Origin of the sequence: Paraburkholderia sp. HP33-1 (assembly GCF_021390595.1) — a bacterium.
GTDB lineage: Bacteria > Pseudomonadota > Gammaproteobacteria > Burkholderiales > Burkholderiaceae > Paraburkholderia.
Map to the genome: position 1 here is coordinate 1,568,824 of NZ_JAJEJR010000002.1, position 23,603 is coordinate 1,592,426.

A 23,603-nucleotide genomic window follows, 5' to 3' on the forward strand; every position below is an offset into this window, starting at 1 on the left:
ATGTGGACACCGGAGCGTTGCCCCGTCGTCGAAAGCAGTCTAAAAACCTGGACCCGTCTGAGAAACTCCTGCTTTATCAAAAGATTGTTGTCGAATACCCCCCTGAATCGAACCGGAATTACGACGACTTCTGCGATGGATGCCGGGCAAATAGCTCGATGACCCAGTCCGCGAAAACACGCACTTTGTTGCTGATATGCCGATTCGGCGGATAGACGATCGATACCGGCATTGGCGGAAGCTGCCAAAGCGCGAGGCAGCTCTCCAGTTCGCCCGAGGCAATCAGCGGTGCGGTCATGAACGTTCCGCCACTGATGATGCCCAGTCCGGTTCTGGCAAGGTCGGTGCAGGTCGACACATCGTCGCAGAGGAAGGCTTTCCTGCCCTGAATATCGACGGTTTCGCTGCCGCGACTGGCTATGATCGGGAATGGTCTGGCCGTTCTCGCCGAGATCATGTGGATCACCGTATGGTGAAGATCGATCTCGCTCGGGTGCTGCGGCTTGCCGTGCTTTTTCCAGTAATCCGGCGATGCGCAGAGTTCGAAATGGCTGAGAGCAATCCGTCTCGCCACCAGCGATTGATCGGTTACGGTTCCGATGCGGATTGCGCAATCCACGTTGTCCGCGAACAGGTCGACGGGCGTGTCGCTGGCACCGATCTCCAGGTCGATATCCGGGTATCTCGCGAGAAAATCGGGCAGTGCAGGCACGACCACCGAATGGGCCAGCGGACGCGGAAGATTGATGCGCAGTCGGCCTTTTGGATTGGACCTGGCGCCGGTCATGGAGTTTTCCAGTTCCTCGAGGTCGGCCAGCAGGCGCACAGCCCGGTCGTAATAGGCCGAGCCGTCGGGCGTCACGGTGACGCGCCGGGTCGTGCGATTGAGCAGTTTCGTGGCTAGATCGTCTTCCAGCATCTTAACCAGCCGCGTGACGGTCGCCTTCTGGAGGTTGAGGGTCTCGGAGGCTTTCGTAAAGGTTCCCGATTCCACCACGCGCACAAACACGCGCATTGCGTCGAATTTGTCCATTTATCTTCCAAACGACTGACAGGCACCAAAGCGATACGGTTGTTGGGCACGAAGCAGTACTCAAACTGCGCCGGATTATCGCATCGTCGAGATAAGCGAATGCTTTCCTTGCGCCGCGAGCCTGTCTCTGTCTGTCGGGCGTCCGAAAACAGACCGTCTTGACGACGTATTGGAGGGCCACTTCGGGTCGAACTGAGCTGATCGCATCAGGCAAAGGTCGGCCCCGAAGCAGACACCGGCTGCTCTGGCCGCGCGAACTCCCATACGTTAATCTCTAGTTGCAAGTGATCGTAAATGGGATGCGCAAGCCGCGGAGAGCCCTAATGCGGGCGCCGATGCTGCAGTCACAATCATTGCGGAGTTGTCAGATGGCGGCCGATAGCAATTTCTCGATCGGGAGACGGATGCTTGTGGCGCAAGCAGGGATTGCCCTCGCCGCCGCCGCCATCCGGAAGGGTGTCCGAGCCGCCAACGCGCCTTCTTCCGTTATGCTCCAACTCAGCGCTTATCTGGCAGAAGCGGGGAATCGCCCCCTTCCCGACGATGTGGTCGAAAAAGCGAAACACCACATTCTCGACACTTTCGCAGCGATGGTTTCCGGTTCGCTGTTGGCTCCGGGAAGCGCCGCGTTGCAATACGCGCGCGCCGGTGGAGGAAGAGGAGCGGCGACCATCGTTGCTTCGACACTTACCGCCAGCCCGGTCGAGGCGGCATTCGTGAACGCCATGCTCGCTCAGTCGGATGAAACCGACGATTCCAATGAGTTTTCGCAATCCCATCCTGGCTGCGCCATCGTACCGGCGGCATTTGCCATGGCCGAGCAGTTCGGTAGCGATGGCAATCGCTTCCTGCGGGCTGTGACGCTGGGCTACGACATCGGTCCGCGCGTGACGATAAGTTTCGGCGCACTCGATTTTCGGAACAAAAGCCACAAGAGCACGCATGCCATTGCCGAAATATTCGGCTCGGCCGCCGCAGCGGGTTGCATTGCTGGACTTGGCGCGCAGCAGATGCGATGGCTGCTCGATTACACGGCTCAGCAATCCGCCGGCATCGGGGCCTGGACGCGCGACACCCAACACATGGAAAAAGCATTCGTCTTCGCCGGAATGCCGGCGAAGAACGGAGTGCTGTCGGCGCTTCTTGTCCATTCCGGCTTTACCGGAATCGACGACATCTTTTCCGGCACCGACAATTACTTCCTTGCCTATGCGCCGAACGCCAACCAGGACGAACTGATCAAGGATCTCGGCAATCGCTACGAAATTACCAGAACCAACATAAAGAAGTGGTCGGTCGGCTCCCCTATCCAGGCGCCACTGGATGCAATGGATAACATCTTCAGGAAGCGTGACGTCGACCCGGCGAGCGTCAGATCTATCGTCGTACGCGTTGCGCACACCGAGGCTCGCATCGTGGACAACCGCGAAATCCCCGATATCTGCTTACAGCACATCGTAGCGATCATGCTGCTCGATAAGACCGTCTCCTTCCAGGCCGCGCACGATAAGGCCCGGATGAGCGATCCCGACGTCTTGCGGGTCCGCACCAAGGTCGAGCTTATTCCTAGCGATGAGTTGGAGGCTCTTGAACCGGCCAGGCACGCGATCGTCGAAATTGCACTGAACGATGGAACGGTGCTAACGGACCACGTAGCACATGTCCGCGGCACGGCCGACAACCCCATGGACCGGGGCGAGGTGGCGCGGAAGGCGACTGACCTCATTGAACCCGTTCTGGGCAAAGCAAATAGCACTACCTTGATCGACAAGCTAATGAGGCTTGAAAAACTCAACGATCTGCGAGGGCTACGTCCACTTCTTCAGAAGACCTAGCCCGGCATTCCAGCCGCGCACCAGTTCAGGGGCCGCGGGAAAGTGGCGCCTCCATGCCATCATCTCGGCCAGAATGTGCCGTTCATTCGCCGCCGCGGGCTGCCGTTTATGCATCCGCTTTAGCTTCCAGAACAGCCGTTAGTTCGAACATTCGAACGACATATCTTCGCCCAACAAATTAGAAGCCTGTCAAAGTCCAGAACGTCTCAACATAGCTTCGGGATAGCGCGCCCCTTCGATCCTGATTGCCGCCGCGCTGGCTTCAATTTCCACGAGGTCACTCTCCGAAACCGTTACGTCCAGAGCGCCTACGTTCTCGCTAAACCGTTCAAGCTGTCGCGTACCGAACAACGGGACGATCCACGGCTTTTGCGCAAGCAGCCACGCGAGGGCAACCTGCGCCGGCGTTGCGCCGTGGCGTTCTCCAACCCTGCGTATCAGATCGACGAGTGCCCGATTGGCCTCGCGCGCCCGCGGCGCGAACCTGGGAATCTGGCCGCGAAAGTCATCGCTGCGAAAAGTCGTTGCTGCGTCGATCTTTCCGGTGAGGAATCCCTTTCCCAATGGGCTGAACGCAACCAGACCAATGCCGAGCGCTTCCAGCGTCGGAACAATGTCCACCTCCGGCTCGCGCGTCCACAGCGAATATTCGCTCTGCAGTGCCGTCACGGGTTGCACCGCATGGGCGCGCCGGATGGAATCCGCTCCGGCTTCCGACAAGCCGAAGTGCAGAACCTTGCCTTCCTGGATCAGGTCCTTCACGACGCCGGCAACATCCTCCATCGGCACCTGCGGATCGACCCGATGCTGGTAAAGCAGGTCGATGTAGTCGGTGCCGAGCCGCTTGAGACTACCCTCGACGGCGCGGCGAATCTGTGCTGGCTGGCTGTTGACTCCACCGCGGTGTGCTCCCGTTTCCTGGTCGATGTCCCAGCCGAATTTGGTGGCAATTCTGACCTTCTGCCGTATGCCGGCGAAGGCTTCGCCGACCATTTCTTCATTCGTCCACGGACCGTAAACTTCGGCGGTATCGAAGAAGTCCATGCCCAGATCGACCGCCTTGCGCAGCAGGTCGATCATCTGTGGCCGATCGGGAATATCTCTCGCTTTGCCATATCCCATGCAGCCCAGCGAAAGTGCGGAGACCTCGAAACCCTGACCCAGCGTGCGCCTTTGCATAGACCCTCCTCAACCCTTCGGGGCAATCCTGACTGTCGCCGCACGCGCACCTTCGCTAATCATCGGCACAAGGTACGAGCTCTTGCTGTATCTGCTGCGGTAGGCTTCGTCGATCTGATCGCTGATCTCCCCCTCGACCGCTTCAAACGCCACGTCCCTGGTCATGCCGGCCACCGTGACGCGGCCAGCCCCCTGTCGCATGGCCGCCTGATACCAACGGGAATTCGGCCCGTTGTACGCGCGCGCGTAGAGTTCACCGTCCAGCACCACCGACCAGATCCACGTCAGTGTGCCGTACGTTTTACCGTCCTCCCGGAACGGAGCAACGTGCAGGTCATCCGAAGCGGCGATGCGCTCGAGTTCGCTCATTGACCAGATACCCATAGCGTTGAACCTCCTGCAGTCACAGTCATGCCCCGCATGCGCGGCGGCGTATGCTCCCCTACCGCGAAGGACAGTCCTCAACGGTGGAGCGCTTTTCAAACACGTCCTTCACGACCGGCATGGCCGAGAAGACACTTGGCCAGCCGGCATAGAACGCGAGATGCGTGACGACTTCCGCGGCCTGCTCCTGTGTCAGTCCATTGTCCATTGCACGGTTCAGGTGATAGGGAACCTGCGCCACCTGGCCCGCTGCGATCAGTGCACTGACGGTCACGAGGCTCCGGTCCCGCGCAGTCAGATCCGGACGCAGCCACAGCTCGCGGAACAGCAGTTCCGTCGTATAGCGAACCATGCCGGGGAACACCGCGCCGAACTGTGCCGCGACGTGCGCCGCGCGCGTCGCCTCGGCGGCTTCATCGAGGGGCAAGAGCATGGGGGAGACCGCGGGCAACGCGTCGGCTGCGATGCCACGCTGGGCGAAAACGCCCTTGACTACCATGATGGCCGCAAACGCGTTCGGCCATCCGGAGTAGAACGCGAGGTGCGTGATGAGCTCGGAAACCTCGGCCGGCTTCACGCCATGGTCGAGCGCCTGGTTCGCGTAGTGCTGGATGCCGATCGTCTGGTTGCGGGCGATCAACGCTGCGAGTGTGACGACGCTGCGATCCCGCCTCGACAGTTGCGGACGGGCCCAGAGATCATCGACGATTGCAGCCTGCGTATACGCCGCGAGTGCGGGCGAAACCGCGCTGACATCTTCGGGCGTGACGGCAGAAACGGATAGATTGTGACCGGACATGAGTTTGCCTCCAGGTTGGGGCGGAGATACAGGCACAGCCCGCAGGGCCGGCGGCGAGAGCGCACGAAACGGCGAGCAATCCCTATCGGGGCGCGAACTGCCGCGCGACCTCGGCCACGCGCTCGCCTAGCCGCGCCGCCGTTCTCAGATCGCTGTCGCGTGGCGCGACTTCAGGGCCCTCATCCACGTTTGACTGCGCCATGGCGCCAATCCAACTGCCGAGCTGATTGAGTTCATCCGGGCTGCTCGTGCTCCGGCTGTTGCCGGGCTTGAGGTCGAGTCCCACCCAGATCATCGCGTGCTGGGCGGCAAACAACGCCATCGACATCAGCGTGTTGAGCTTGTCGCCGTTCTGTGCTCCGGAGTTCGTGAACCCCGCGGCGATCTTGTTTCGCCACTTCAGTTCGTTCCATGCCGGGCCGTTCGCGTCCTCGAAGAACTGCTTGAGCTTTGCGCTGAGCGTGCCGTTGTAAGTCGGTGAGCCGAAGATAATGGCGTCGCTGTGCTCCAGCGCGTCCCACGGAATCGGCCGATCGGCGACGGCGATCAGATTCGCCGCCGCCCCTGGCACTTTACGGACACCCTCGGACACAGCTTCGGCCTGTCTGGCCGTGTGGCCATATCCGCTGTCGTAGACGATAGAAATGAGCATTTGGTTTCTTCGCATTCGTTAATCTGCAACCATTATCGACGTGACCATTCCCCTGCGGAACCACCAGTCGGGTCGTTATACTGATAACTTCAGGTTGATAATCGGCCGGTAAAGGCCTAGCGGAAAGTCGATCCTCCCTTACTGCCGTATCTCGCCGCCATGGAATCCGCAGACCGCGTTCGCGCCATCCTTTCGTTCGTCCGGGCTGCCGATCTCGGCAGCTTCGCGGCCGCCGCAAGAATGCTGGGGGTATCGTCCGCGGCGGTCAGCAAGAACGTGGCGAGCCTCGAGCGCGCGCTCGGCGTGCGGTTGATGAACCGCACCACGCGAACGCTTACGCTCACCTCCGAAGGCGCAGCGTTCCTTATTCAGGCGCGCGCTGCGCTGGTCGCCCTCGATGCGGCTGTGGACACAGTGATGGCGCGTCGCGTGGAGCCGGGCGGGCGCGTCCGCATCTCGACGAGCGCGGCTTTCGGACGCGACCAGCTGATGCCTGCTCTGCCGGGTCTGATGGCGCGCCATCCCGCGCTTTCGTTCGAAGTGGATTTCGACGATCGACGCATCGACCTGGTGCAGGAAGGCTATGACCTTGCGCTGCGCGGAGGACAGATTCCCGATTCCGCGTTGGTCTCGCGGCCGGTGTGCCGCCTGAACATGGCCCTGGTCGCTTCGCCGCGTTACCTCGAACGGTATGGCGTGCCACATGCCGTTTCGGACCTCGGGCGTCACCAGTTGCTGGCGAGACGGTTCCTTGGCGGGCGCATTTCGCCGTGGACGTTCGTCGGCCCGGACAGCAGCCTGGACGCTGTCGAACCTGCCTCTGCGGTGCTGACTGTGTCCGCACCGGAGGCATTGATTCAGGGCGCACTCGCCGATATGGGAATCGCTCAGGTCGGCGTGCACCACGCCTGGCCGCACCTGCGCGCCGGCACGCTAAAGGTCGTCCTCGGTGATGTTCACCATCCGGGGAGCTACGAAATGGTGTTGCAGTACCCGCACCGGGCATTGATGGCACCGCGTGTACGGGCAACGGTTGAATACCTGCTCGACGTTTTTGCGCGTGACGAGTCGCTGCACGTTCCTGTCGCTGAGCTAAGGGCGTTTTCGGCCTAAAGGCGTCGATAGCGTGGTGTAACGAAAAGACTAAACGCCGAGGCATCAGCTCCATGCCCGCCCCCTTCCCCTACTCGCCCGCCGGCCACGGCAACCCTCTTGCCGACCAATCCAGCTCGACCCCGATCACACAGCGCCCGCTCGCCAGTTGCAGCGCCAGCGTCACAGCGATGCAGGGCCGCCCGCTCGCGAGCGAAAGATAAGGGTGACTGGTGATCGCCTCGCCGGGCTGCAGCACCGCATTGCGGAAGTACGGCCGATGATCCCAGCGCGCATCGCGCGGATTCGCGACCGGCTGCAGTGACGCCGTGTCCTCGCACCACGCCGGCCCGCGCACCTCGTGACCGATCTGCCGGCCCGTGTCGTCGAGAATGAAGCAGCTGATGCAGCGCTCCAGGGTGGCAAGCGGCGCGAACGCGTCGTCCATCTCGGTGCCGGCGCGCAAGCCGTCGGCTGCGTGCAGGGTTGCGAGCCGGTACGGCTGCACCTCGGATTCGAACAGCGCATGCTGATGCGCGCGGCCCTGCGCAATCACGTCGAACGCTTCGTCGATTTGACGGTGCACCGACTCGGGCGGCGCGATCTCGGTCGAGGGCCGGCCGAGCAGATAGCCCTGTGCGAAATCGACGTTCGATTCGACCGCGAGGATCAGCTCCTCGGCCGTCTCGACGCCTTCGACGACCACCAGCATGCCCGCCTGGTGCAGCAGCGACACGAGCTTCGGCAGGATCGGCTGCTGTGTGCCATGCGCAGTCGCGCGAATCAGCTCGCCGTCGAGCTTCACGAGGTCCGGGCGGATGCGCAGCAGCCGGTCCAGATTCGATTGACCCGCGCCGAAGTCGTCGACGGCGATCAGAAAACCGTGCTGGCGATAGCGCGCCGCCGCGCGCGACATATCGTCGACGCTGCCGCCATGCGATTCGAGAATCTCCAGAATCACGCGCTCGGGTTCGAGCCCCGCGGCGCGCACGATCTTCGTCAACTGGTCGGCATAGCCGTCGGCAATGAAGGTGGCCGGCAGAATGTTCAGGAACAGCCAGGCATCGCCGGGCAGCGCGCGGCGCGCATTGCCGAGATGCACCGCATGGCTCGCGCGATCGAGCGCGCCTTCGTCGCTCGACAGCTTCGGCGCGAACATCACGACTGGCGGCACCAGCGTGCCGTCGTCATGCTCGCCTCGCAGCAGCGCCTCGAAGCCGACCTGCTTGCGATGCGACAGGCTGTAGAGCGGCTGGAAGTGCGAGATCAGAGAGAAGTCTTCCCAGCGATAACGCGCCGCGCCCGCGCGCGAGTCGTCGCCCTGGGCGCGCGGCGCGAACGCGTCGAGCGGCGGCTCGCTCTCGAGCAACGCCGTGAAGCTTTCGCCGCGCCGGTGCCCGGCGACGCCCAGGCTCGCGGCCGGATGACCGTCCGGCCGTTCGATCGCGGCGAGCTGCGCAAGCTGGCTCTCCAGCAGAAAGTGATTGCGGCGGAAACGGTAGAAGCCGAAATGGAACACCGCTGCCGTTGGCGCACCGATCGCGATGACCCAGGTCCACATGGCCGCGTCGACCTCGCGCGCATGAGTTTGGCCAAGCAGCAGCGCGATGGCCGCCGCGTAGAACAGCGCGTTCCCGATGAGGAAATGCACGGGCGTGAGCCACAGTGGCGCCGCGCAGATCGGTATCACGACGAGCGCGGGCAACAGCCACGCCAACGGATGCGCGACGCCACTCGCATTCAGCACGAGCCCGCCAATCAGCACCAGCTCGTACGCGACGCCGATCGCGCCGAACAGCCGCGTCGACTTCGCGAGCGGGATCGCCAGCACCAGCAGCGCGAGCACGAGCGCGCACTGCAGCCGGTAGCCGAGCGGTGCGGCCGGAATGCCGACCAGCTCGCGCGCCGCCACCATGCACAGGAACGTGACCACCGTGAAGGCCATCGTCACGACGGAAAGCGGCCGCTGATGGTCGAGCGAGCGCTGGTGAAAGCGCTCGCGCAAGCTCGGCTCGGACGGGTGCTGCGTTGGGATAGCAGACATAAAGGGTTGATCAGGCTGGGATTCCAGTCACTCCGCCAGTGGTTATCGGCAAACGTTTGATAAACATTTATGGCTAACGCAGGGTGACGTAACAATTCGGCACCTGCTTGCTGCAAAGACGGGCTCTTGTCCCACTATGCGGTCATCACCCGATCGCGCCCCGCCGCTTTCGCCGCATACAGCGCGCGGTCGGCGCGCGCCATCATCTGCGCGAGCGATTCGCCGCTGCGCAGCTGATCGACGCCGACACTGAACGTGTAGCGCAGCCCGCGCGGCAGATCGCCCGGCGCGGCGGCCGCGAAGCGCGTGCGCAACCGCTCGAGCAGCACGACCGCTTCGGCGGCCGTCGTCGCCGGGCACAGCACGCCGAACTCCTCGCCGCCGAGTCGCCCGAACACGTCGCCGATCCGAAGCTCGCGCGCGACGAACGCCGCGAAGTGCGCGAGCACCTCGTCGCCGGCCGCGTGGCCGTGCGTATCGTTGACGGCCTTGAACGAATCGATGTCGACGATCGCAATCGCGACCGGCATGCCGGTGCGCAACGACGCATTCAGCAGCCCGCCACCGATTTCGAGGAACGCGCGACGCGACAGCGCGCCGGTCAGATCGTCGACGTTCGCGAGCCGCTCGAGGCGCTCCGCGAGGCGGTCATGCGCGAGCATCACGACACCGATCGACAGGAACGGCGGCGCGAGAATGCCGAGCGCCAGAAACACGATGTTGGGCACCGATACCTGCGTCAGGTTTGTCTGCTCGAGGAGGTGAAAACCGTACATGATGCCGCGCGTCGAGTGGCCGACGCACAGCAGCAGCGCCACGCTCGCCAGAAAGTAGAAGCTGTAGCGCGGCCGGTTGGCGGGGCGTCCGCGCAGCATCAGCAGACCGAGCGCCGCATAGAGGCTTGCGTGATACGCGGACACCAGCGCGACCCGCGCATTGAAGTTCGGTGCGACGAAGGTCCAGTAGATCATGCCGGCCAGCACGGGCACCAACCCGACATAGGCGGGCCACGGCCGCGTCTCGCGGTCGAGGAAACGCAGGCAGCCTTCGAGCAGGAGCAGCAGCGCGAGCGCGAATAGCACGTTGGCCGCGACGTGCGTGAGCCAAGGCGACGCATGTCCCTGCAATGCAGTGCCAAGGAGCGCGACGACCGCGAGCGCGTTGGCGGCGAACCAGTAGCCGACACCCGGAATCTTCGCGCGCCTCAGCGAGTACAGCACGGCCATCGCGATTGCATCCGCCAGAATTGTGACCAGCAGAATGGTGAGTGGATTGAGCATTGCAAAATGTTTGAATCGAACGACGGCACGCGAGCGGCGCGCTTTGCATCGGTTCTTGTCGCAATTCAATTCGCGCGATTAATGCGCAGCGCGAAACTTCGCGCGATTCGCTGCCCGTTGCATACAAGATGAAAAACATAAAGCTGAAAGCAAGCCGGAATTGTCCCTTAATTGACCTATAGCCGCGCAAGCTTTTTGTGGCATCAAGCGAAGGCAAACGTTTCAATTTCTTTGAAGCAACAAAAATTGCGTAATCGTTTGTCTCCAATGCGCATCAATATGCGTCTCGGATGACGAATGGAAGGTGGCTAAAAGTTAATGTCTTAAGTAAACTTATGACGATGTGTGCCAGGCACACTAGACAACTCGGCAAAAATGCCATAGCCGGCGCGCGATTGCCGAACCACTCCGATATTCAATGACTGCCACGTTTGCCGATCTGCAACGGGCAGCGCCCCCTTCCGGAAAACATGGTCCCCATTCTCGACTATCTGCTGGAACGCCAAATCTCGCCGCAATGGCGCGGCATGCTGAGCGCACTAGCGAGCGAGTTCGAAGCGCAAATCGGACGCGCCGAGCTGCGTGAGCTGATGCATCGCGTCGGCAGCCGTTTCGCGCTCGCGCATCCGCTGCCCGCCTGTGCGTCGACGGCCGAGCTCGAGCAGGTGTTGAATGCTTGCTGGCGTCAGATGGATTGGGGTTACGTCGCACTCGCAGACGAGACTGAGTCGCTGCGGATCACTCACTTTTGCGCGCCGCTGCCCGCGTTCGGCGAATCGGCGCTCGCCTGGACGCCGGCGTTTCTCGAAGGCGTCTATCAGACGTGGTTGAGCGCATTGGGTGCGCAGGGTTTGAAGGTCGTGCAGACGAGCGCGTTCGGCGAGGACAGCTCGCTCGAATTCCGTCTCGGCCGACTTCCCGCCTGAGCGGCGGCGCCGCGCTCGCCGCGCGGAGTCGGGGAAGGTAGTTCAAGCAGATAGCACCCCGAGAAGTCGGTTCGGGGCAATGCAGGGTTTGGAAGAGACGACGGCATCATGAGTTCATCGAGCGACATCGAAAAGCTGTTCGAGCAATTTGGCGGCGACGCCAACGCGTACCAGGAGATCGGCCGCGAAAACGACGCGCGCAGCGCGCGAACCCGTTGGCCGCTGCTCGTGACGCTCGACCTGACGCAACCGGCCATACCGGCAATCGGCCAGCTTCGCGAAGCGAAAGCGCAGCCGCCGATGAGCGTGGCGCCGCGGGCCGCCCTCCAGGAGGACACGACGCCGAAGGATCTGGCATCGGTGACACGCGCCAAGGCGCCGTTGTTCACGCGCCAGCACCGGCGCGACATTCCGCCGGTGCCGGTGCCGGTGACCGCCGCCCAGCCGGCGACGCCGAGCGGCGCGTCGCGCTTCGGCACGGGCCAGGAGCCCGACGCGGCGACTGCGCGCGCGCCGGCGGGCGGGACATCTTCAGACCCGGCTGGTCTGGGTCTTCCGGTTGCGCCGGCTGCTGCTGCGTCGGCACCGATCCCGCCTGCCGTGCAGCCCGTGAGCCCTTCTTCCGCATTTCAGTTCCGCGCCCCGCCCGCGCAACCGGCCGAGGCGCCGTCGATCCTCGGCAAGATGTTTGCGGCGCAGTCCCCGTCCGCGTCGCCGCAAACGGCCGCGCCCGCCCCGGCAACCGCGTCGCTCGAGTCGGTCTTCGACCGTCTGCGCGGCACGCCGGCCCAGGGCGCCCAGGCACCCGCCGGCGCCGCGCGCGGCGGCTTCGGCTCGTGGCTCACCAACGGTCCGCGTCGCTCATGAAAATCGTCGCCGTGGTGTCCGCCAAAGGCGGGGTCGGCAAGACCACCCTGGCCGCCAATCTCGCCTCCGTGCTCGCCAGCAGCGGCCGGCGCGTGATCGCGCTCGATCTCGATCCGCAGAACGCGCTGCGTCTGCACTTCGGCGTGCCGCTCGACAGCATCGACGGCCTGTCGCGCGCGACGCTCTCCGGCAACCCGTGGCAAACGGCGATGTACGACGGCATCGACGGCGTGACCGTGCTGCCGTACGGCGCCCTGCTCGAGGACGACCGCCGCCGCTTCGAGGCGCTTATCGACCAGCATCCGCAGTGGCTCGCGCAGTCGCTGCAGAACCTGCGGCTCGACCCGTCCGACATCGTGATCGTCGACACGCCGCCCGGCTCGTCGACCTACGTGCGCGCCGCGCTGAGCGCGGCCACCTTCGCGCTGAACGTCGTGCTCGCCGATGCCGCGTCGTACGCGGCCATTCCGCTGATGGAGCGGCTCATCGAAACCTACGCGGCGCCGCGCGCGGACTTCGGCGGCGTCGGCTACGTGGTCAACCAGATCGACCAGTCCCGCCAGTTGACGAAAGACGTCCTGAAGGTGCTGCGCCAGATGCTCGCCGGCAAGGTGTTCCCCGGCGTGATCCATCTCGACGAAGGCGTCAGTGAAGCGCTCGCCTGCGACACCACGCTGATCCATTACGATCCACTGAGCCAGGCCGCCGCCGATTTCCGCGCGTGCGGCGAATGGCTCACGGCGGCGCTCGACGCAATCACCGCCCAGCCAAGGAGCGTCGCTTGAGCTTCCCAGCCTCCTCGCGCGAGCCCGAGGGCGGCGAGCCGTCGCGGTTCGAGCGCTTCATCGAAGCGGGCTTCTGGAACAGCCGCATCGTAACCGGGCTCGTCACGCTGGTCGCGCTGTACATGCTGTACTTCGTGTTCACGGTGCCGCTCGAGTTCTATCAACAGCTGACCTTCGCGACCCTCTGCTTCGTGCTCGCGCTGCTGTTTCGCCGTCTGCCCGGCCGCTACGCGACGATGGTGATGATCATGCTGTCGATCGTCGCGTCGGGCCGCTACATGTACTGGCGCCTGACCGAAACGACGTACTGGGAACATCCGCTCGACGCCGTCTGGGGTCTGCTGCTCGTGTCCGCCGAGCTCTACTCGACGCTCGTGCTGATGCTCGGCTACTTCCAGACCGCATGGCCGCTCAAGCGCAAGCCGCTGCCGCTGCCCGCCAATCGCGACGAGTGGCCGAGCGTCGACGTGTTCATCCCGACCTACAACGAACCGCTCAGCGTCGTGAAGCCGACCATCTATGCGGCGCTCGCGCTCGACTACCCGGCTGACAAGATGTCGATCCACGTGCTCGACGACGGCCGGCGCCCCGAATTCAGGGCGTTCTGCGAGGAAGTCGGCGTGAACTGGACGATCCGCACGAACAATCGCCACGCGAAGGCCGGCAACATCAACGAGGCCATGAAGATCACAAGCGGCGAGTACCTCGCGATCTTCGACTGCGATCACATCCCGACCCGCTCGTTCCTGCAGATCGGCCTCGGCTGGTTCCTGCGCGACAAGCTGCTGTCGATGCTGCAGACACCACACCACTTTTTCTCCGCCGACCCGTTCGAGCGCAACCTCGGCACTTTCCGCAAGGTGCCGAACGAAGGCGAGCTGTTCTACGGCCTCGTGCAGGACGGCAACGACCTGTGGAACGCGACGTTCTTCTGCGGCTCGTGCGCGCTGCTGCGCCGGAGCATGGTCGAAGAGATCGGCGGCATCGCGGTGGAGACCGTCACCGAGGACGCGCACACCGCGCTGAAGCTGCACCGCCTCGGCTACACCACCGCGTATCTGGCGATTCCGCAGGCCGCCGGCCTCGCGACCGAAAGCCTGTCGGGCCATATCGGCCAGCGCATCCGCTGGGCGCGCGGCATGACGCAAATCTTTCGCATCGACAATCCGCTGACCGGCAAGGGGCTCAAGATCGGCCAGCGGCTTTGTTACCTGAACGCGATGATGCACTTCTTCTACGGGGTGCCGCGTCTCGTGTTCCTGACCGCGCCGCTGTCGTATCTGTTCTTCGGCGCGCATGTGATCGAAGCGGCCGCCAGCACGATCGCGATCTACGCGCTGCCGCACATGATGCATGCGAGCATCACGAACTCGCGCATGCAGCGCCTGTTCCGCCATTCGTTCTGGGCCGAGGTGTATGAGTCGGTGCTCGCGTCGTATATCACCGCGCCGACGCTGCTCGCGCTGATCAACCCGAAGCTCGGCAAGTTCAACGTGACGGCCAAGGGCGGCGTGATCGAGAAGAGCTACTTCGACTGGTCGATCTCGCGGCCGTATCTGTTCCTGCTGCTGCTGAACCTGCTCGGCTTCCTCGCGGGCCTCGTGCACATCTACATGAACTGGCACGTGCGCAGCATCGTCGAGACCACACTGCTCAATCTCGCGTGGACCAGCTACAACATGCTGATCCTCGGCGCGAGCGTGGCCGCCGCGAGCGAGCGCCGCCAGATCCGCGCAGTGCCCCGCGTCGCGATGAAGATGCCCGTGATGCTGAAGTTCTCGACCGGCCGCACGCTCGCGTGCGAAACGATCGACTACTCGGAAGGCGGCGTCGGCGTCGCGCTGCCCAGCAGCATCGAAGTGCCGATGCAGGAGCGCGTGAGCGTGTCGCTGTTCCGCGGCGACGAGGAGTACGCGTTCCCCGCCACCGTCAGCTTTACCGAGCCGGGACGCGTGGGGCTGCGCTTTTCGTCGATGTCGCGCGAGCAGGAGTACGAGTTCGTGAAGACCACCTTCGCCCGCGCGGATGCGTGGACCGGCTGGGCCGAAGGTCGCGAGACCGACACGCCGCTGCGCGGTCTGTCGCACGTGCTGCGGGTCGGCGTGCGCGGCATCGCGGGTCTGTTCGAGCATCTGTCTGACGACTTGCGCAGTTCGATCAAAAGCCGTCCAGCGGACGTCAAGAAGCTAAAAACCAAAGACTGATCTATGGGCAACAGGATGGCGAAGGACAATCTCGAACGCCCGGCTCACGGGCGCAACGGCACTGGATCCCAATCGCGCTTTTTTGCCCGCCAGGGCTCCGCGCGCTCGGGGCGAGTCATGCGTGGCGTCGCCTGCTGGCTCGCGCTGCAGACCGCACTGACGTCGTTCGCACCGCTGGCTGAAGCGGCCACCCCGGCGGCCACCCCGGCGGCCAAGCCTGCTTCGGACGCGGCGGCAACCGCTGGCGCGGCGCAGACCGCGCAAGTCGCGACCGGCGTCGGCAACGTGCCCGCGCCGAGCCCCGCCGTGCCGTTCGATCCGAACGCGATCGCCCAGGGCGCGCTCGCCACGCCGACGCCCGCGCTCGCGGCGGCATCGGTGAAGGAGCTCGGGGTGCGCACCCCGACCACCGCCGAGCCTGGCTTGCTGGTGCCGGGCGGGCGCCGGCAGACGCTGACGTTCGCCGACTTCGGCGCGCTCGATCCACTGCAATTGCGCGGCGTCGACGCCCAGAACGGCATCGCGTTCTCGGTGCGCGGCGACGAGGTCGTGACCGGTGCGACGCTGCATCTGATCTACAGCTACTCGCCCGCGCTGCTGGCGAACCTGTCGCAGCTGAAGGTGCTGGTCAACGGCGAAGTCGCGGCGACACTGCCGCTGCCGCACGAGCAGGCCGGCATGCTGGTCGCGCGCGAAATCTCGATCGATCCGCGCTTCATCACCGACTTCAATCACCTGAACCTGCAGCTGATCGGCCATTACACGACCGCCTGCGAAGACCCCGCGAACTCGTCGCTGTGGGCGACGATCAGCAACGCGAGCTCGCTCGACCTGACCTACTCGGCGCTCGCGACGAAGGCGGATCTGGCCGCGCTGCCGCAGCCGTTCTTCGACCGCCGCGACGTGCGCCGCCTCGAACTGCCGTTCGTGTTCGCGCAGAAGCCGGGCAACGGCACGCTGGAAGCGGCCGGCATCGTCGCGTCGTGGTTCGGCTCGCTCGCCGGCTATCGCGGCGCGGTGTTTCCCGTGCAGCTCGACAACGCGCCGCTAACGGGCAACGCGGTCGTGTTCGCGACGAGCGACCAGCATCCGGCCGGCGTGACGATTCCCGAGATCACCGGCCCGACCATCGCCGTGGTCGAGCGCGACGCGAGCGCGCGCGGCAAGCTGCTGCTCGTGCTCGGCCGCGATGAAGCCGAGCTGAAGACTGCCGCGAAGTCGCTCGGTATCGGCCATAGCACGCTGTCCGGTACGAGCGCGACGATTACGTCGCTCAACGAGATCACGCCGCGCGTGCCGTACGACGCGCCGAACTGGCTGTCGACCGACCGCGCCGTTCGCTTCGGCGAACTCGCCGATCCGAAAGACCTGACCGTGTTCGGCTACGACGCCGACGCGGTGCGCATCAACATGCGCGTGCCGCCCGATCTGTTCATGTGGCACACGCGCGGCGCGCCGATCGACCTGCGCTACCGGTACACGGTGCGGCCGGCGCGTGACCGCTCGTCGCTGAACATCAGCGTGAACAACGGCTTCGTCCAGGCGCTGCCGATTCCGGCGCGCGCGGCCTCGATCTTCGAGCTGAGCCGCTACTTCAACCTCGTGACGGCCGAAGGCACCGCTGAGGCGCGCCGCAACATCCGTATCCCGCCCCTCCTGATGACGCCGCGCACGCAGCTGCGCCTGCACTTCTACTACGACATCCCGAACACTGGCCAATGCGCGGGCCGCATGCTGCAAAACGTGGTCGGCGCGATCGATCCGAACTCGACCATCGACCTGTCCTCGTTCCCGCACTACATGGCGCTGCCCGATCTGGCCGCGTTCGCCAACAGCGGCTTCCCGTTCACGCGGATGGCGGACCTCTCCGAGACCGCCGTCGTGCTGCCGGACGACGCCGACCCGAGCGACTACAGCCTGTATCTGCTGACGATGGGCCGCATGGGCGAATCGACCGGCTTTCCGGTCACCGGTGTGAGCGTCACGCATGCGGCCGACATCGATCGCTTCGCGGACAAGGACCTGCTGGTATTCGGCGCGCCCGGCAAGCAGCCGCTGCTGCAGCGCTGGTCGAAGTCGATGCCGTTCGCGAGCGACGGCGCCGCGCACACGTTCCAGCTGACCGACCTCGTGTTCAAGCTGCAGGACTGGTGGCACGGCGAGCGCGGCGTCGAGCGCACGCCCGCGCGCGCCGATCTGACGATGGTCAGCTCGAGCGGCGCGGCGCTGCTGACCGGGTTCGAGTCACCACTGCAGCGAGGCCGCAGCGCGGTCGCGCTGGTCAGCGCGGCCGGCCAGTCGGACGCGGATCTGTCCGCCGCGCTGCTCGACGCCGACGTGCTGCCGAAGATTCAAGGCGCGATGGCCGTGATTCACGGCCGTGACGTCACCATCACGTCGAACGGCACCGCATACTATGTCGGCCGTCTGTCACCGCAGGAGTATCTGCGCTGGGCGCTGTCGTCGCACCCGCTGCTGCTGCTGTTCGGCGGCGTGCTCGCCGCGCTGATCCTCGCGGGCCTGTGCTACAGGACGCTGCGCGCGATCGCCGCGCGTCGACTGAAGGACTGATGGAACGGATATGACTCGTATGCGGTTTCGGATCAACAGAAGAACCTCTTTTGCGCTGGCGCTCGGCATCGGCATGGCGGCGTCGGCGAGTCTTGCGGGTTTGAGCGGCGCCGCCCAGGCCGCGCAGAACGGCGCCGCATGCGGCGAGTGGAGCGCCTGGCGCAGCTTCGTCGAACGCTTCGTGCAGGCCGACGGCCGGGTGATCGATTACTCGACGCCGACCCAGCAGACCACCTCGGAAGGCCAGTCCTACGCGCTCTTTTTCGCGCTGGTCGCCAACGACCGCGCGACCTTCGACAAACTGCTCGGCTGGACCCGCGCGAATCTCGCGGGCAATCAGTTCGACGCGCAGAACCTGCGGCTGCCGGCATGGCAATGGGGCAGGAAGCCGGACGGGTCGTACGGCGTGCTCGATGCGAATTCGGCGTCGGATTCCGATCTGTGGATCGCCTACGATCTGCTGCAGGCCGGCCGCCTGTGGCACGACACTGCCTACACGCAGCTCGGCGAAGCGCTCGCCGCGCGCATCGCGCGCGACGAAATCGTGAACCTTCCCGGCCTCGGCCCGATGTTGCTGCCCGGAGCACAGGGTTTCAGGATCGGCGACGTGACGCGCCTGAATCCGAGCTATCTGCCGCTGCCGGTGCTGCGCGCGCTCGCGCACGACGTGCCGGACGGCCCGTGGGCCAAGCTTGCCGACAACGCCTGGCAGTTCGTCAGGACCGTCTCGCCGCAAGGCTTTGCGCCCGACTGGGCGGCCTGGCAGAACGGCCGGTTCGTCGTCGATCCGAAGAACGGCGACGTGGGCAGCTACGACGCAATCCGCGTCTATCTGTGGGCCGGCCTCGCGTCGCCCGCCGATCCGCTCGCCAAGCCCTGGCTCGCCGCGCTCGGCGGCATGCGCGCGAAGGTCGCGCAAAACGGCTTCCCGCCGGAGAAGGTGTCGTCCACCACCGGCGCGTCGAGCGGCGAAGGCCCGCTCAGCTACTGGGGCGCGCTCGCGCCGTACTTCAAGGCGCTGGGCGACGAGCACGGTCTCGGCCTTGCGCGCACGCGGCTCGCCGCGCTCGACGCGAGCGTGCCCGGCCGCGAACCGGTGTACTACGATCGTGTGTTGGGTCTGTTCGGCACGGGGTTTATCGATGGCCGCTACCACTTCGATGAAGCCGGCCGTCTCGTGCCCGCCTGGAGGAGCGCATGCGATTGAACGTTCTCGCGGTGTCGCTGCGCATCGCGCTGTCCGTCGGCGCGGTCTTCTGCGTGGCCACGGCCGCACCCGACGCGCTCGCGCAGGCGACCAAAGATCCGCTGACCGTGTTGATCGATCAGGGCAAGTACTGGCAGTCGCATCAGCGCGGCGACCTCGCGGAGCAGGCGTGGCTGAAGGTGCTCAGCATCGACCCGAAGCAGCCCGACGCCCTCTTCGGCATGGGCATGGTGCTCGCCGACCGCAAGGACGGCGCCGGCGCGCAGCAGTACCTCGCGCGCCTGAAGGCTGCCGCGCCGAACTACCCGAATCTCGATGAGCTCGGCCGCCGGCTCGGCGAAACGAGCCCGCGCGATCAGACGATCACCGACGCGCGCCGGCTCGCGCAGGCCGGCCAGAGCGCGAGCGCGGTCGAGGAGTATCAGCACGCACTCGCCGGCAAGCCCGCCACGCCTGAGTTGCAGCTGGAGTACTACCAGGCGCTGTCGGCGACGCCGCAGGGCTGGGACGAAGCGCGACGCGGCCTTGAACAGCTTGCGCGCGACAACCCGAACGACCCGCGTTACGCGCTCGCCTACGCGCAGCACCTGACCTATCGCGACGTGACCCGGCGCGACGGCATTGCACGGCTGCAGAAGCTCGCGGGCGACACTTCGGTCGGCGCGGCGGCGAAAAAGAGCTGGCGCCAGGCGCTGCTGTGGCTCGACGCGCGGCCGTCCGACGCCGCGCTCTACGAGTCGTACCTGCAAACCGCCGGTGACGACGCCGCCGTGAAGGCGCGCTTCGAATCGATGGTGCGGCAGGACAGCGCGGCGCGCGCCCGCGAGCAGGAAAACGCCGCCGCCGACGCGCGCGGCCGCGTGATCGCCGAAGGCTTCGCCGCGCTCGACCGCGACGACATCGTGACCGCGCGAGCCAGGTTTTCGTCGGTGCTTGCGAGCAGTCCTAACGACACCGACGCGCTGGGCGGCATGGGCATTGCCGAACTGAAGCAGGAGCATTTCGCCGAGGCGCGCAACTACCTCGAGCGCGCCTCGCGCGGCCCCAATCCGGCGCGCTGGAAAACCGCGCTCGACAGCGCGACCTACTGGACCTACACGAGCGAGGCGATCGGCGCGCGCAGCAACGGCGAGTTCGCGAAGGCGAAGTCGCTGTTCGAGCGTGCAATCGCGCTGAATCCGTCGGACGTGACCGCGCAGGTGCTGCTCGGTGAAATGCTGCTCGCGAACGGCGACCCGGTCGGCGCCGAGCAGGCGTACCGGATGGCGCTGCGCCGCCAGGCCGACAACCCCGACGCGATTCGCGGCCTGGTCGGCGCGCTCGCCGCGCAGGGGCGCGCCGACGAGGCGCTGCAGTTCGCCAATCAGCTGAACGCGGAGCAACGGGCCAAGGTCGGCGGTATCGACCGTTTGCGCGGCGACGCGCAGGCGGCGCAGGCGCGCGCGGCCGAAGCGCGCGGCGACCTCGGCACCGCGCGTAGCCTGTTCGAGGACGCGCTGCTCAACAAGCCCGACGACCCCTGGCTGCGCCTCGACCTCGCGCGCATCTACGTGCGCGAGGGCGCGATCGCGAACGCGCGCAGCATGATGGACGGCCTGCTCGCCACGCATCCGGACATGACCGATGCCCTGTACGCGAGCGCGCTGCTGTCGGCGGAAACGCAGGACTGGTCGACCGGTCTCGCGCAGCTCGACCGCATAGCGCCGGCGCAGCGTACCGACGCGATGACGACGTTGCAGCATCGGCTGTGGGTGCATCAGCAGGCCGACCTCGCGACGCGCATGGCGAACAACGGTCAGACGCAGCAGGCCATCGCGACCCTGCGCGCCGCCGAGCCGGTGGCCGGCAACAACCCCGAGCTGATCGGCGTGATCGCCGCCGCGTACCAGCAGGCCGGCGACCCGACCCGCGCGCTCGGCCTCGTGCGCGGCGCGATGAGCGCGGCGCCCGGCAACACCGATCTGCTGCTGCAATACGCGGGCATTCTGTCGGCGGCCGGCCAGCAGGCCGAACTCGGCGCCGTGATGCGCCAGTTGCAGGGCATGCAGCTGACGCCGCAACAGCGCACCGACTTCAACAACCTGAACATCGGAATCGTCGTCAGACAGGCCGATGCGGTGCGCCAGCGCGGCGATCTCGCGAGCGCCTACGACGTGATCGCGCCGTGGCTCGCCGCGATGCCCGACAACCCCGACCTGCAGGCCGCGCTCGGCCGCATGTATGCGAGCGCGGGCGACGACCGCAACGCGCTCACGAGCTTCCGCGTCGCGCTGCAACGCCGCCCCGACGACCTGAACCTGCTGCAGGCGGCGATTTCGGCTGCGGCAGGCTCGAAGCAGTTCAGCTACGCCGAAACGCTCGCTAACCAGGCCCTCGCGCTCGCGCCCAACGATCCGGGCGTGCTCGCGACCGTGGGCCGCATGTACCGCGCCCAGGGCAAGCTGTCGCTCGCGGCGACCTATCTGCAACGCTCGCTCGTCGCGGCCAATACGCCGCTGGCAGCGAACGCGCCCCGCAACGCCGGCCCCAACGTGCCGCGCGGCTGGGAAACGGCGATGAGCCAGATCGGCGCGACGCCGCTGCCGGGCACCAATCCATTCGAAGGCAAAAAGGCGATCGCTACTTCGAGCGACGCCGACAACGCCGCGCGTCCCGCGCTTCCGTTCCTGAATACGCAGTCTTCCTCGCCGACGCAGACCGTGCCGAACTATTCGCCGCCCCCTCAGCCCGCGCCGTATGTCGCGCCTTATACGGCACCCGCCACGGCGCCTTATAACGCGCCCGCAGCGCAGCCCGCGCCCTACGGCGCCCCCCGCTCCGACACCAACTTCGGTGGCTACGGGCAGGAATCCTACGGATCGAGCCAGTCGGGCGCGCCGTTGCAGCCTTATCCGGGGCAAGGCCAGGCGCCAGCGCAGCCGATGCCGCAGCAGCAGTACAACGCGGGCTATGCGCAGCAGCAGCCGTATGCGCAACAGCAAGCGTATCCGCAGCAAACCTACCCGCAGCAGCCTTATGCGCAGCAGCCGGTGTATGCACAGCAGCCGTACGGCGCGCAGGACGGTTATGCGACGACGCCGTGGCCGATGTCGCCGGCCGCGCGCGAGGCGCAGGCCAACGCCGCATCGACGGCGCCGCTGCCGTACGGCTCGACACGCACGACCACCAAGAAGAGCGCGAAGAAGAGCACCGCGAAAACGAGCCAGGCCGCGCCGGTCTATGCTCAGCAGCAGCAGCCGTATCCGCAACAGCAGGGTTATGCGCAGCCGTATCAGCCCTATCAGCCGTACCCGCCGCAGCAGCAGCCTTACCAGCCGTACCCGAATCAGGGCTCCTACGCGCAGCAGCCGTACATCCCGCAGCCGCCGGCCGGCTACGCGCAGGCCTACTACCCGCCCGGCACCAACGCGCCGAACAATCCGCAGGCGAACGTCGCGAATGCGCAGACGCTCGGCGTCGCCGAAGAGCTTGCGCAGGTCAACCGCGAGCAGTCGAGCACCGTGTCGGGTGGCCTGATTTTCCGCAATCGCGTGGGCGAGGACGGCCTGTCGTCGCTCACCGACATCGAGGCGCCGATCCAGGGGCGCATCAAGGCGGGCAACGGTCATGTGGTCGTGACCGCGACGCCGGTCACCCTCGACGCCGGCACCGCGTCGAACAGCGCCTCGACGCTAGCGCGCTTCGGCACGGGCGTGTCGACCTTCGCGGGGCAAACGAACGTAACCGCCGGCAACAACAACTACGGCAGCCAGACCGCCAGTGGCGTGGGGCTGTCGGTCGGTTACGAGAGCCGCAGCATCAACGGCGATATCGGCGTCACGCCGATCGGGTTCCGCGAGACCAACATCGTCGGCGGCGCCGAGTACGACGGCGGCATCACCGACAAGGTCTCGTATTCGCTGGCGATCGCGCGCCGCGCGGTGACCGACAGCCTGCTGTCGTACGCGGGCGCGCGCGATGCGAGCGCCGGGCTCGAATGGGGTGGCGTGACGTCGAACGGCGCGCGCGCCGCGCTCACGTGGGACGACGGCACGAGCGGTCTGTACGTGAACGCGGCGTACCAGCACTACATGGGCTACAACGTGCCGAGCAACAACGCGATCAAGGGCGGCGGCGGGGTCTACACGCGTCTGTTGAAGGACGCAGACATGACGCTGACGCTCGGCGTGAACACGACGCTGATGGGCTACAACCGCAACCTGTCGTACTTCACGTACGGCCAGGGCGGCTACTTCAGTCCGCAGCAGTACGTGATCCTGAACCTGCCGGTCGAATGGTCCGGCCGCTACGAGCTGTTCACGTACGACGTGAAGGGTTCGATCGGCGTGCAGCATTACCGCGAAGATCCGTCGAACTACTTCCCGACCGACCCGACCCGGCAATCCAACGCGGCGGCATTCGCGAGCAGCACCACGGCTCCTGACGGCCTCCAGAGCAACCAGGTCTACCCCGGCCAGAGCAAGACCGGCGTGTCGTATTCGATCAGCGCGGTCGGCGAATATCAGCTCGCGCCGCAACTGGCGGTCGGGGCAACCGCGTCGCTCGGCAATGCCTACGAATATCGCGAGTGGCTCGCGGCCGTGTACGTGCGCTACAGCTTCAACAAGCAGACCGGCTTGCAGCCGTTCCCGCCGGTGCCGCTGACGTCGCAGTATCTGTCGTTGTCCAACTGACGGACCGATGCCCGAAATTGCGGCCTGGAATGGCTTATATTGTCGGTAAGGATGGGTGCCCGCAACGGCGCG

Annotated in this window: 16 protein-coding genes; 9 read left to right on the forward strand and 7 right to left on the reverse strand. The window is 65.6% G+C overall.

Annotated features, from left to right (window positions below; translation table 11 throughout):
- Window positions 1–118: 118 nt before the first annotated feature.
- Entirely contained in the window at window positions 119–1,033 is a 915-nt protein-coding gene (locus L0U81_RS23150) for a LysR family transcriptional regulator (RefSeq protein ID WP_233805844.1), read from the reverse strand.
- A gap of 368 nt (window positions 1,034–1,401) precedes the next feature.
- Between L0U81_RS23150 and L0U81_RS23155 the strand changes: the two genes are divergently transcribed.
- Window positions 1,402–2,868 (forward strand): MmgE/PrpD family protein, encoded by a 1,467-nt coding sequence (locus L0U81_RS23155; RefSeq protein WP_233805846.1) that lies wholly within the window; start codon window positions 1,402–1,404, stop codon window positions 2,866–2,868.
- Window positions 2,869–3,057: 189 nt separating this feature from the next.
- Here the strand turns inward: L0U81_RS23155 and L0U81_RS23160 are convergent, their stop codons facing one another.
- The 4 genes from L0U81_RS23160 to L0U81_RS23175 all read right to left on the reverse strand — a co-directional run bounded on the left by L0U81_RS23160 (window position 3,058) and on the right by L0U81_RS23175 (window position 5,882).
- Window positions 3,058–4,047 carry an aldo/keto reductase gene (locus L0U81_RS23160; protein WP_233805853.1) on the reverse strand — a complete coding sequence of 330 codons (990 nt, stop codon included), beginning with the start codon at window positions 4,045–4,047 and terminating at the stop codon, window positions 3,058–3,060.
- Between the two features lie 9 nt (window positions 4,048–4,056).
- On the reverse strand, window positions 4,057–4,416 hold the full coding sequence (locus L0U81_RS23165) for a DUF2255 family protein (RefSeq protein WP_233805855.1): 360 nt from the start codon (window positions 4,414–4,416) through the stop codon (window positions 4,057–4,059).
- 73 nt (window positions 4,417–4,489) lie between these two features.
- Complete coding sequence (locus L0U81_RS23170) at window positions 4,490–5,230, reverse strand: carboxymuconolactone decarboxylase family protein (protein ID WP_233805857.1); 741 nt, start codon at window positions 5,228–5,230, stop codon at window positions 4,490–4,492.
- 82 nt (window positions 5,231–5,312) lie between these two features.
- Window positions 5,313–5,882, reverse strand: a complete 570-nt coding sequence (locus tag L0U81_RS23175) for a flavodoxin family protein (protein WP_233805859.1) — start codon at window positions 5,880–5,882, stop codon at window positions 5,313–5,315.
- A 159-nt stretch (window positions 5,883–6,041) separates the two neighbouring features.
- Between L0U81_RS23175 and L0U81_RS23180 the strand changes: the two genes are divergently transcribed.
- The gene (locus tag L0U81_RS23180; RefSeq protein WP_233805861.1) at window positions 6,042–6,995 is read left to right on the forward strand and encodes a LysR family transcriptional regulator; all 954 of its coding nucleotides are present in this window, start codon (window positions 6,042–6,044) and stop codon (window positions 6,993–6,995) included.
- Window positions 6,996–7,065: 70 nt separating this feature from the next.
- On the opposite strand, the gene L0U81_RS23185 is transcribed toward L0U81_RS23180, so the two are convergent.
- Together L0U81_RS23185 and L0U81_RS23190 are read right to left on the reverse strand one after the other, a co-directional pair.
- Window positions 7,066–9,018: a sensor domain-containing phosphodiesterase gene (locus tag L0U81_RS23185; RefSeq protein WP_233805863.1), complete on the reverse strand. Its 1,953-nt coding sequence runs from the start codon at window positions 9,016–9,018 to the stop codon at window positions 7,066–7,068.
- Between the two features lie 134 nt (window positions 9,019–9,152).
- Window positions 9,153–10,298, reverse strand: a complete 1,146-nt coding sequence (locus tag L0U81_RS23190) for a GGDEF domain-containing protein (protein WP_233805865.1) — start codon at window positions 10,296–10,298, stop codon at window positions 9,153–9,155.
- A gap of 470 nt (window positions 10,299–10,768) precedes the next feature.
- On the opposite strand from L0U81_RS23190, the gene bcsD reads away from it, so the two are divergent.
- From bcsD to L0U81_RS23225, 7 genes are all read left to right on the forward strand, one after another.
- Window positions 10,769–11,224 carry a cellulose biosynthesis protein BcsD gene (gene bcsD / locus L0U81_RS23195; RefSeq protein ID WP_233805867.1) on the forward strand — a complete coding sequence of 152 codons (456 nt, stop codon included), beginning with the start codon at window positions 10,769–10,771 and terminating at the stop codon, window positions 11,222–11,224.
- A gap of 108 nt (window positions 11,225–11,332) precedes the next feature.
- A complete protein-coding gene (gene bcsP / locus L0U81_RS23200; protein WP_233805869.1) occupies window positions 11,333–12,091 on the forward strand; it encodes a cellulose biosynthesis protein BcsP in 759 nt (252 codons plus the stop codon).
- Window positions 12,088–12,876 carry a cellulose biosynthesis protein BcsQ gene (bcsQ, locus tag L0U81_RS23205; RefSeq protein WP_233805878.1) on the forward strand — a complete coding sequence of 263 codons (789 nt, stop codon included), beginning with the start codon at window positions 12,088–12,090 and terminating at the stop codon, window positions 12,874–12,876. Before bcsP ends, bcsQ begins: the two co-directional genes overlap by 4 nt.
- The gene (gene bcsA, locus L0U81_RS23210; protein WP_233805880.1) at window positions 12,873–15,080 is read left to right on the forward strand and encodes a UDP-forming cellulose synthase catalytic subunit; all 2,208 of its coding nucleotides are present in this window, start codon (window positions 12,873–12,875) and stop codon (window positions 15,078–15,080) included. The genes bcsQ and bcsA overlap by 4 nt, the downstream gene beginning before the upstream one ends.
- A 3-nt stretch (window positions 15,081–15,083) precedes the next feature.
- Window positions 15,084–17,651 carry a cellulose biosynthesis cyclic di-GMP-binding regulatory protein BcsB gene (gene bcsB, locus L0U81_RS23215; protein WP_233805882.1) on the forward strand — a complete coding sequence of 856 codons (2,568 nt, stop codon included), beginning with the start codon at window positions 15,084–15,086 and terminating at the stop codon, window positions 17,649–17,651.
- 19 nt (window positions 17,652–17,670) lie between these two features.
- Window positions 17,671–18,858 (forward strand): cellulose synthase complex periplasmic endoglucanase BcsZ, encoded by a 1,188-nt coding sequence (gene bcsZ / locus L0U81_RS23220; protein ID WP_233805885.1) that lies wholly within the window; start codon window positions 17,671–17,673, stop codon window positions 18,856–18,858.
- On the forward strand, window positions 18,849–23,531 hold the full coding sequence (locus L0U81_RS23225) for a cellulose synthase subunit BcsC-related outer membrane protein (RefSeq protein WP_233805887.1): 4,683 nt from the start codon (window positions 18,849–18,851) through the stop codon (window positions 23,529–23,531). Before bcsZ ends, L0U81_RS23225 begins: the two co-directional genes overlap by 10 nt.
- The last annotated feature ends 72 nt before the right edge of the window (window positions 23,532–23,603 follow it).

Excerpts from the sequence above, each read along its gene's own strand:
- L0U81_RS23150 (WP_233805844.1), bottom strand. The coding sequence starts at position 1,033 with ATGGACAAATTCGACGCAATGCGCGTGTTTGTGCGCGTGGTGGAATCG.
- L0U81_RS23155 (WP_233805846.1), top strand. The coding sequence starts at position 1,402 with ATGGCGGCCGATAGCAATTTCTCGATCGGGAGACGGATGCTTGTGGCG.
- L0U81_RS23160 (WP_233805853.1), bottom strand. The coding sequence starts at position 4,047 with ATGCAAAGGCGCACGCTGGGTCAGGGTTTCGAGGTCTCCGCACTTTCG.
- L0U81_RS23165 (WP_233805855.1), bottom strand. The coding sequence starts at position 4,416 with ATGAGCGAACTCGAGCGCATCGCCGCTTCGGATGACCTGCACGTTGCT.
- L0U81_RS23170 (WP_233805857.1), bottom strand. The coding sequence starts at position 5,230 with ATGTCCGGTCACAATCTATCCGTTTCTGCCGTCACGCCCGAAGATGTC.
- L0U81_RS23175 (WP_233805859.1), bottom strand. The coding sequence starts at position 5,882 with ATGCTCATTTCTATCGTCTACGACAGCGGATATGGCCACACGGCCAGA.
- L0U81_RS23180 (WP_233805861.1), top strand. The coding sequence starts at position 6,042 with ATGGAATCCGCAGACCGCGTTCGCGCCATCCTTTCGTTCGTCCGGGCT.
- L0U81_RS23185 (WP_233805863.1), bottom strand. The coding sequence starts at position 9,018 with ATGTCTGCTATCCCAACGCAGCACCCGTCCGAGCCGAGCTTGCGCGAG.
- L0U81_RS23190 (WP_233805865.1), bottom strand. The coding sequence starts at position 10,298 with ATGCTCAATCCACTCACCATTCTGCTGGTCACAATTCTGGCGGATGCA.
- bcsD (WP_233805867.1), top strand. The coding sequence starts at position 10,769 with ATGGTCCCCATTCTCGACTATCTGCTGGAACGCCAAATCTCGCCGCAA.
- bcsP (WP_233805869.1), top strand. The coding sequence starts at position 11,333 with ATGAGTTCATCGAGCGACATCGAAAAGCTGTTCGAGCAATTTGGCGGC.
- bcsQ (WP_233805878.1), top strand. The coding sequence starts at position 12,088 with ATGAAAATCGTCGCCGTGGTGTCCGCCAAAGGCGGGGTCGGCAAGACC.
- bcsB (WP_233805882.1), top strand. The coding sequence starts at position 15,084 with ATGGGCAACAGGATGGCGAAGGACAATCTCGAACGCCCGGCTCACGGG.
- bcsZ (WP_233805885.1), top strand. The coding sequence starts at position 17,671 with ATGCGGTTTCGGATCAACAGAAGAACCTCTTTTGCGCTGGCGCTCGGC.
- L0U81_RS23225 (WP_233805887.1), top strand. The coding sequence starts at position 18,849 with ATGCGATTGAACGTTCTCGCGGTGTCGCTGCGCATCGCGCTGTCCGTC.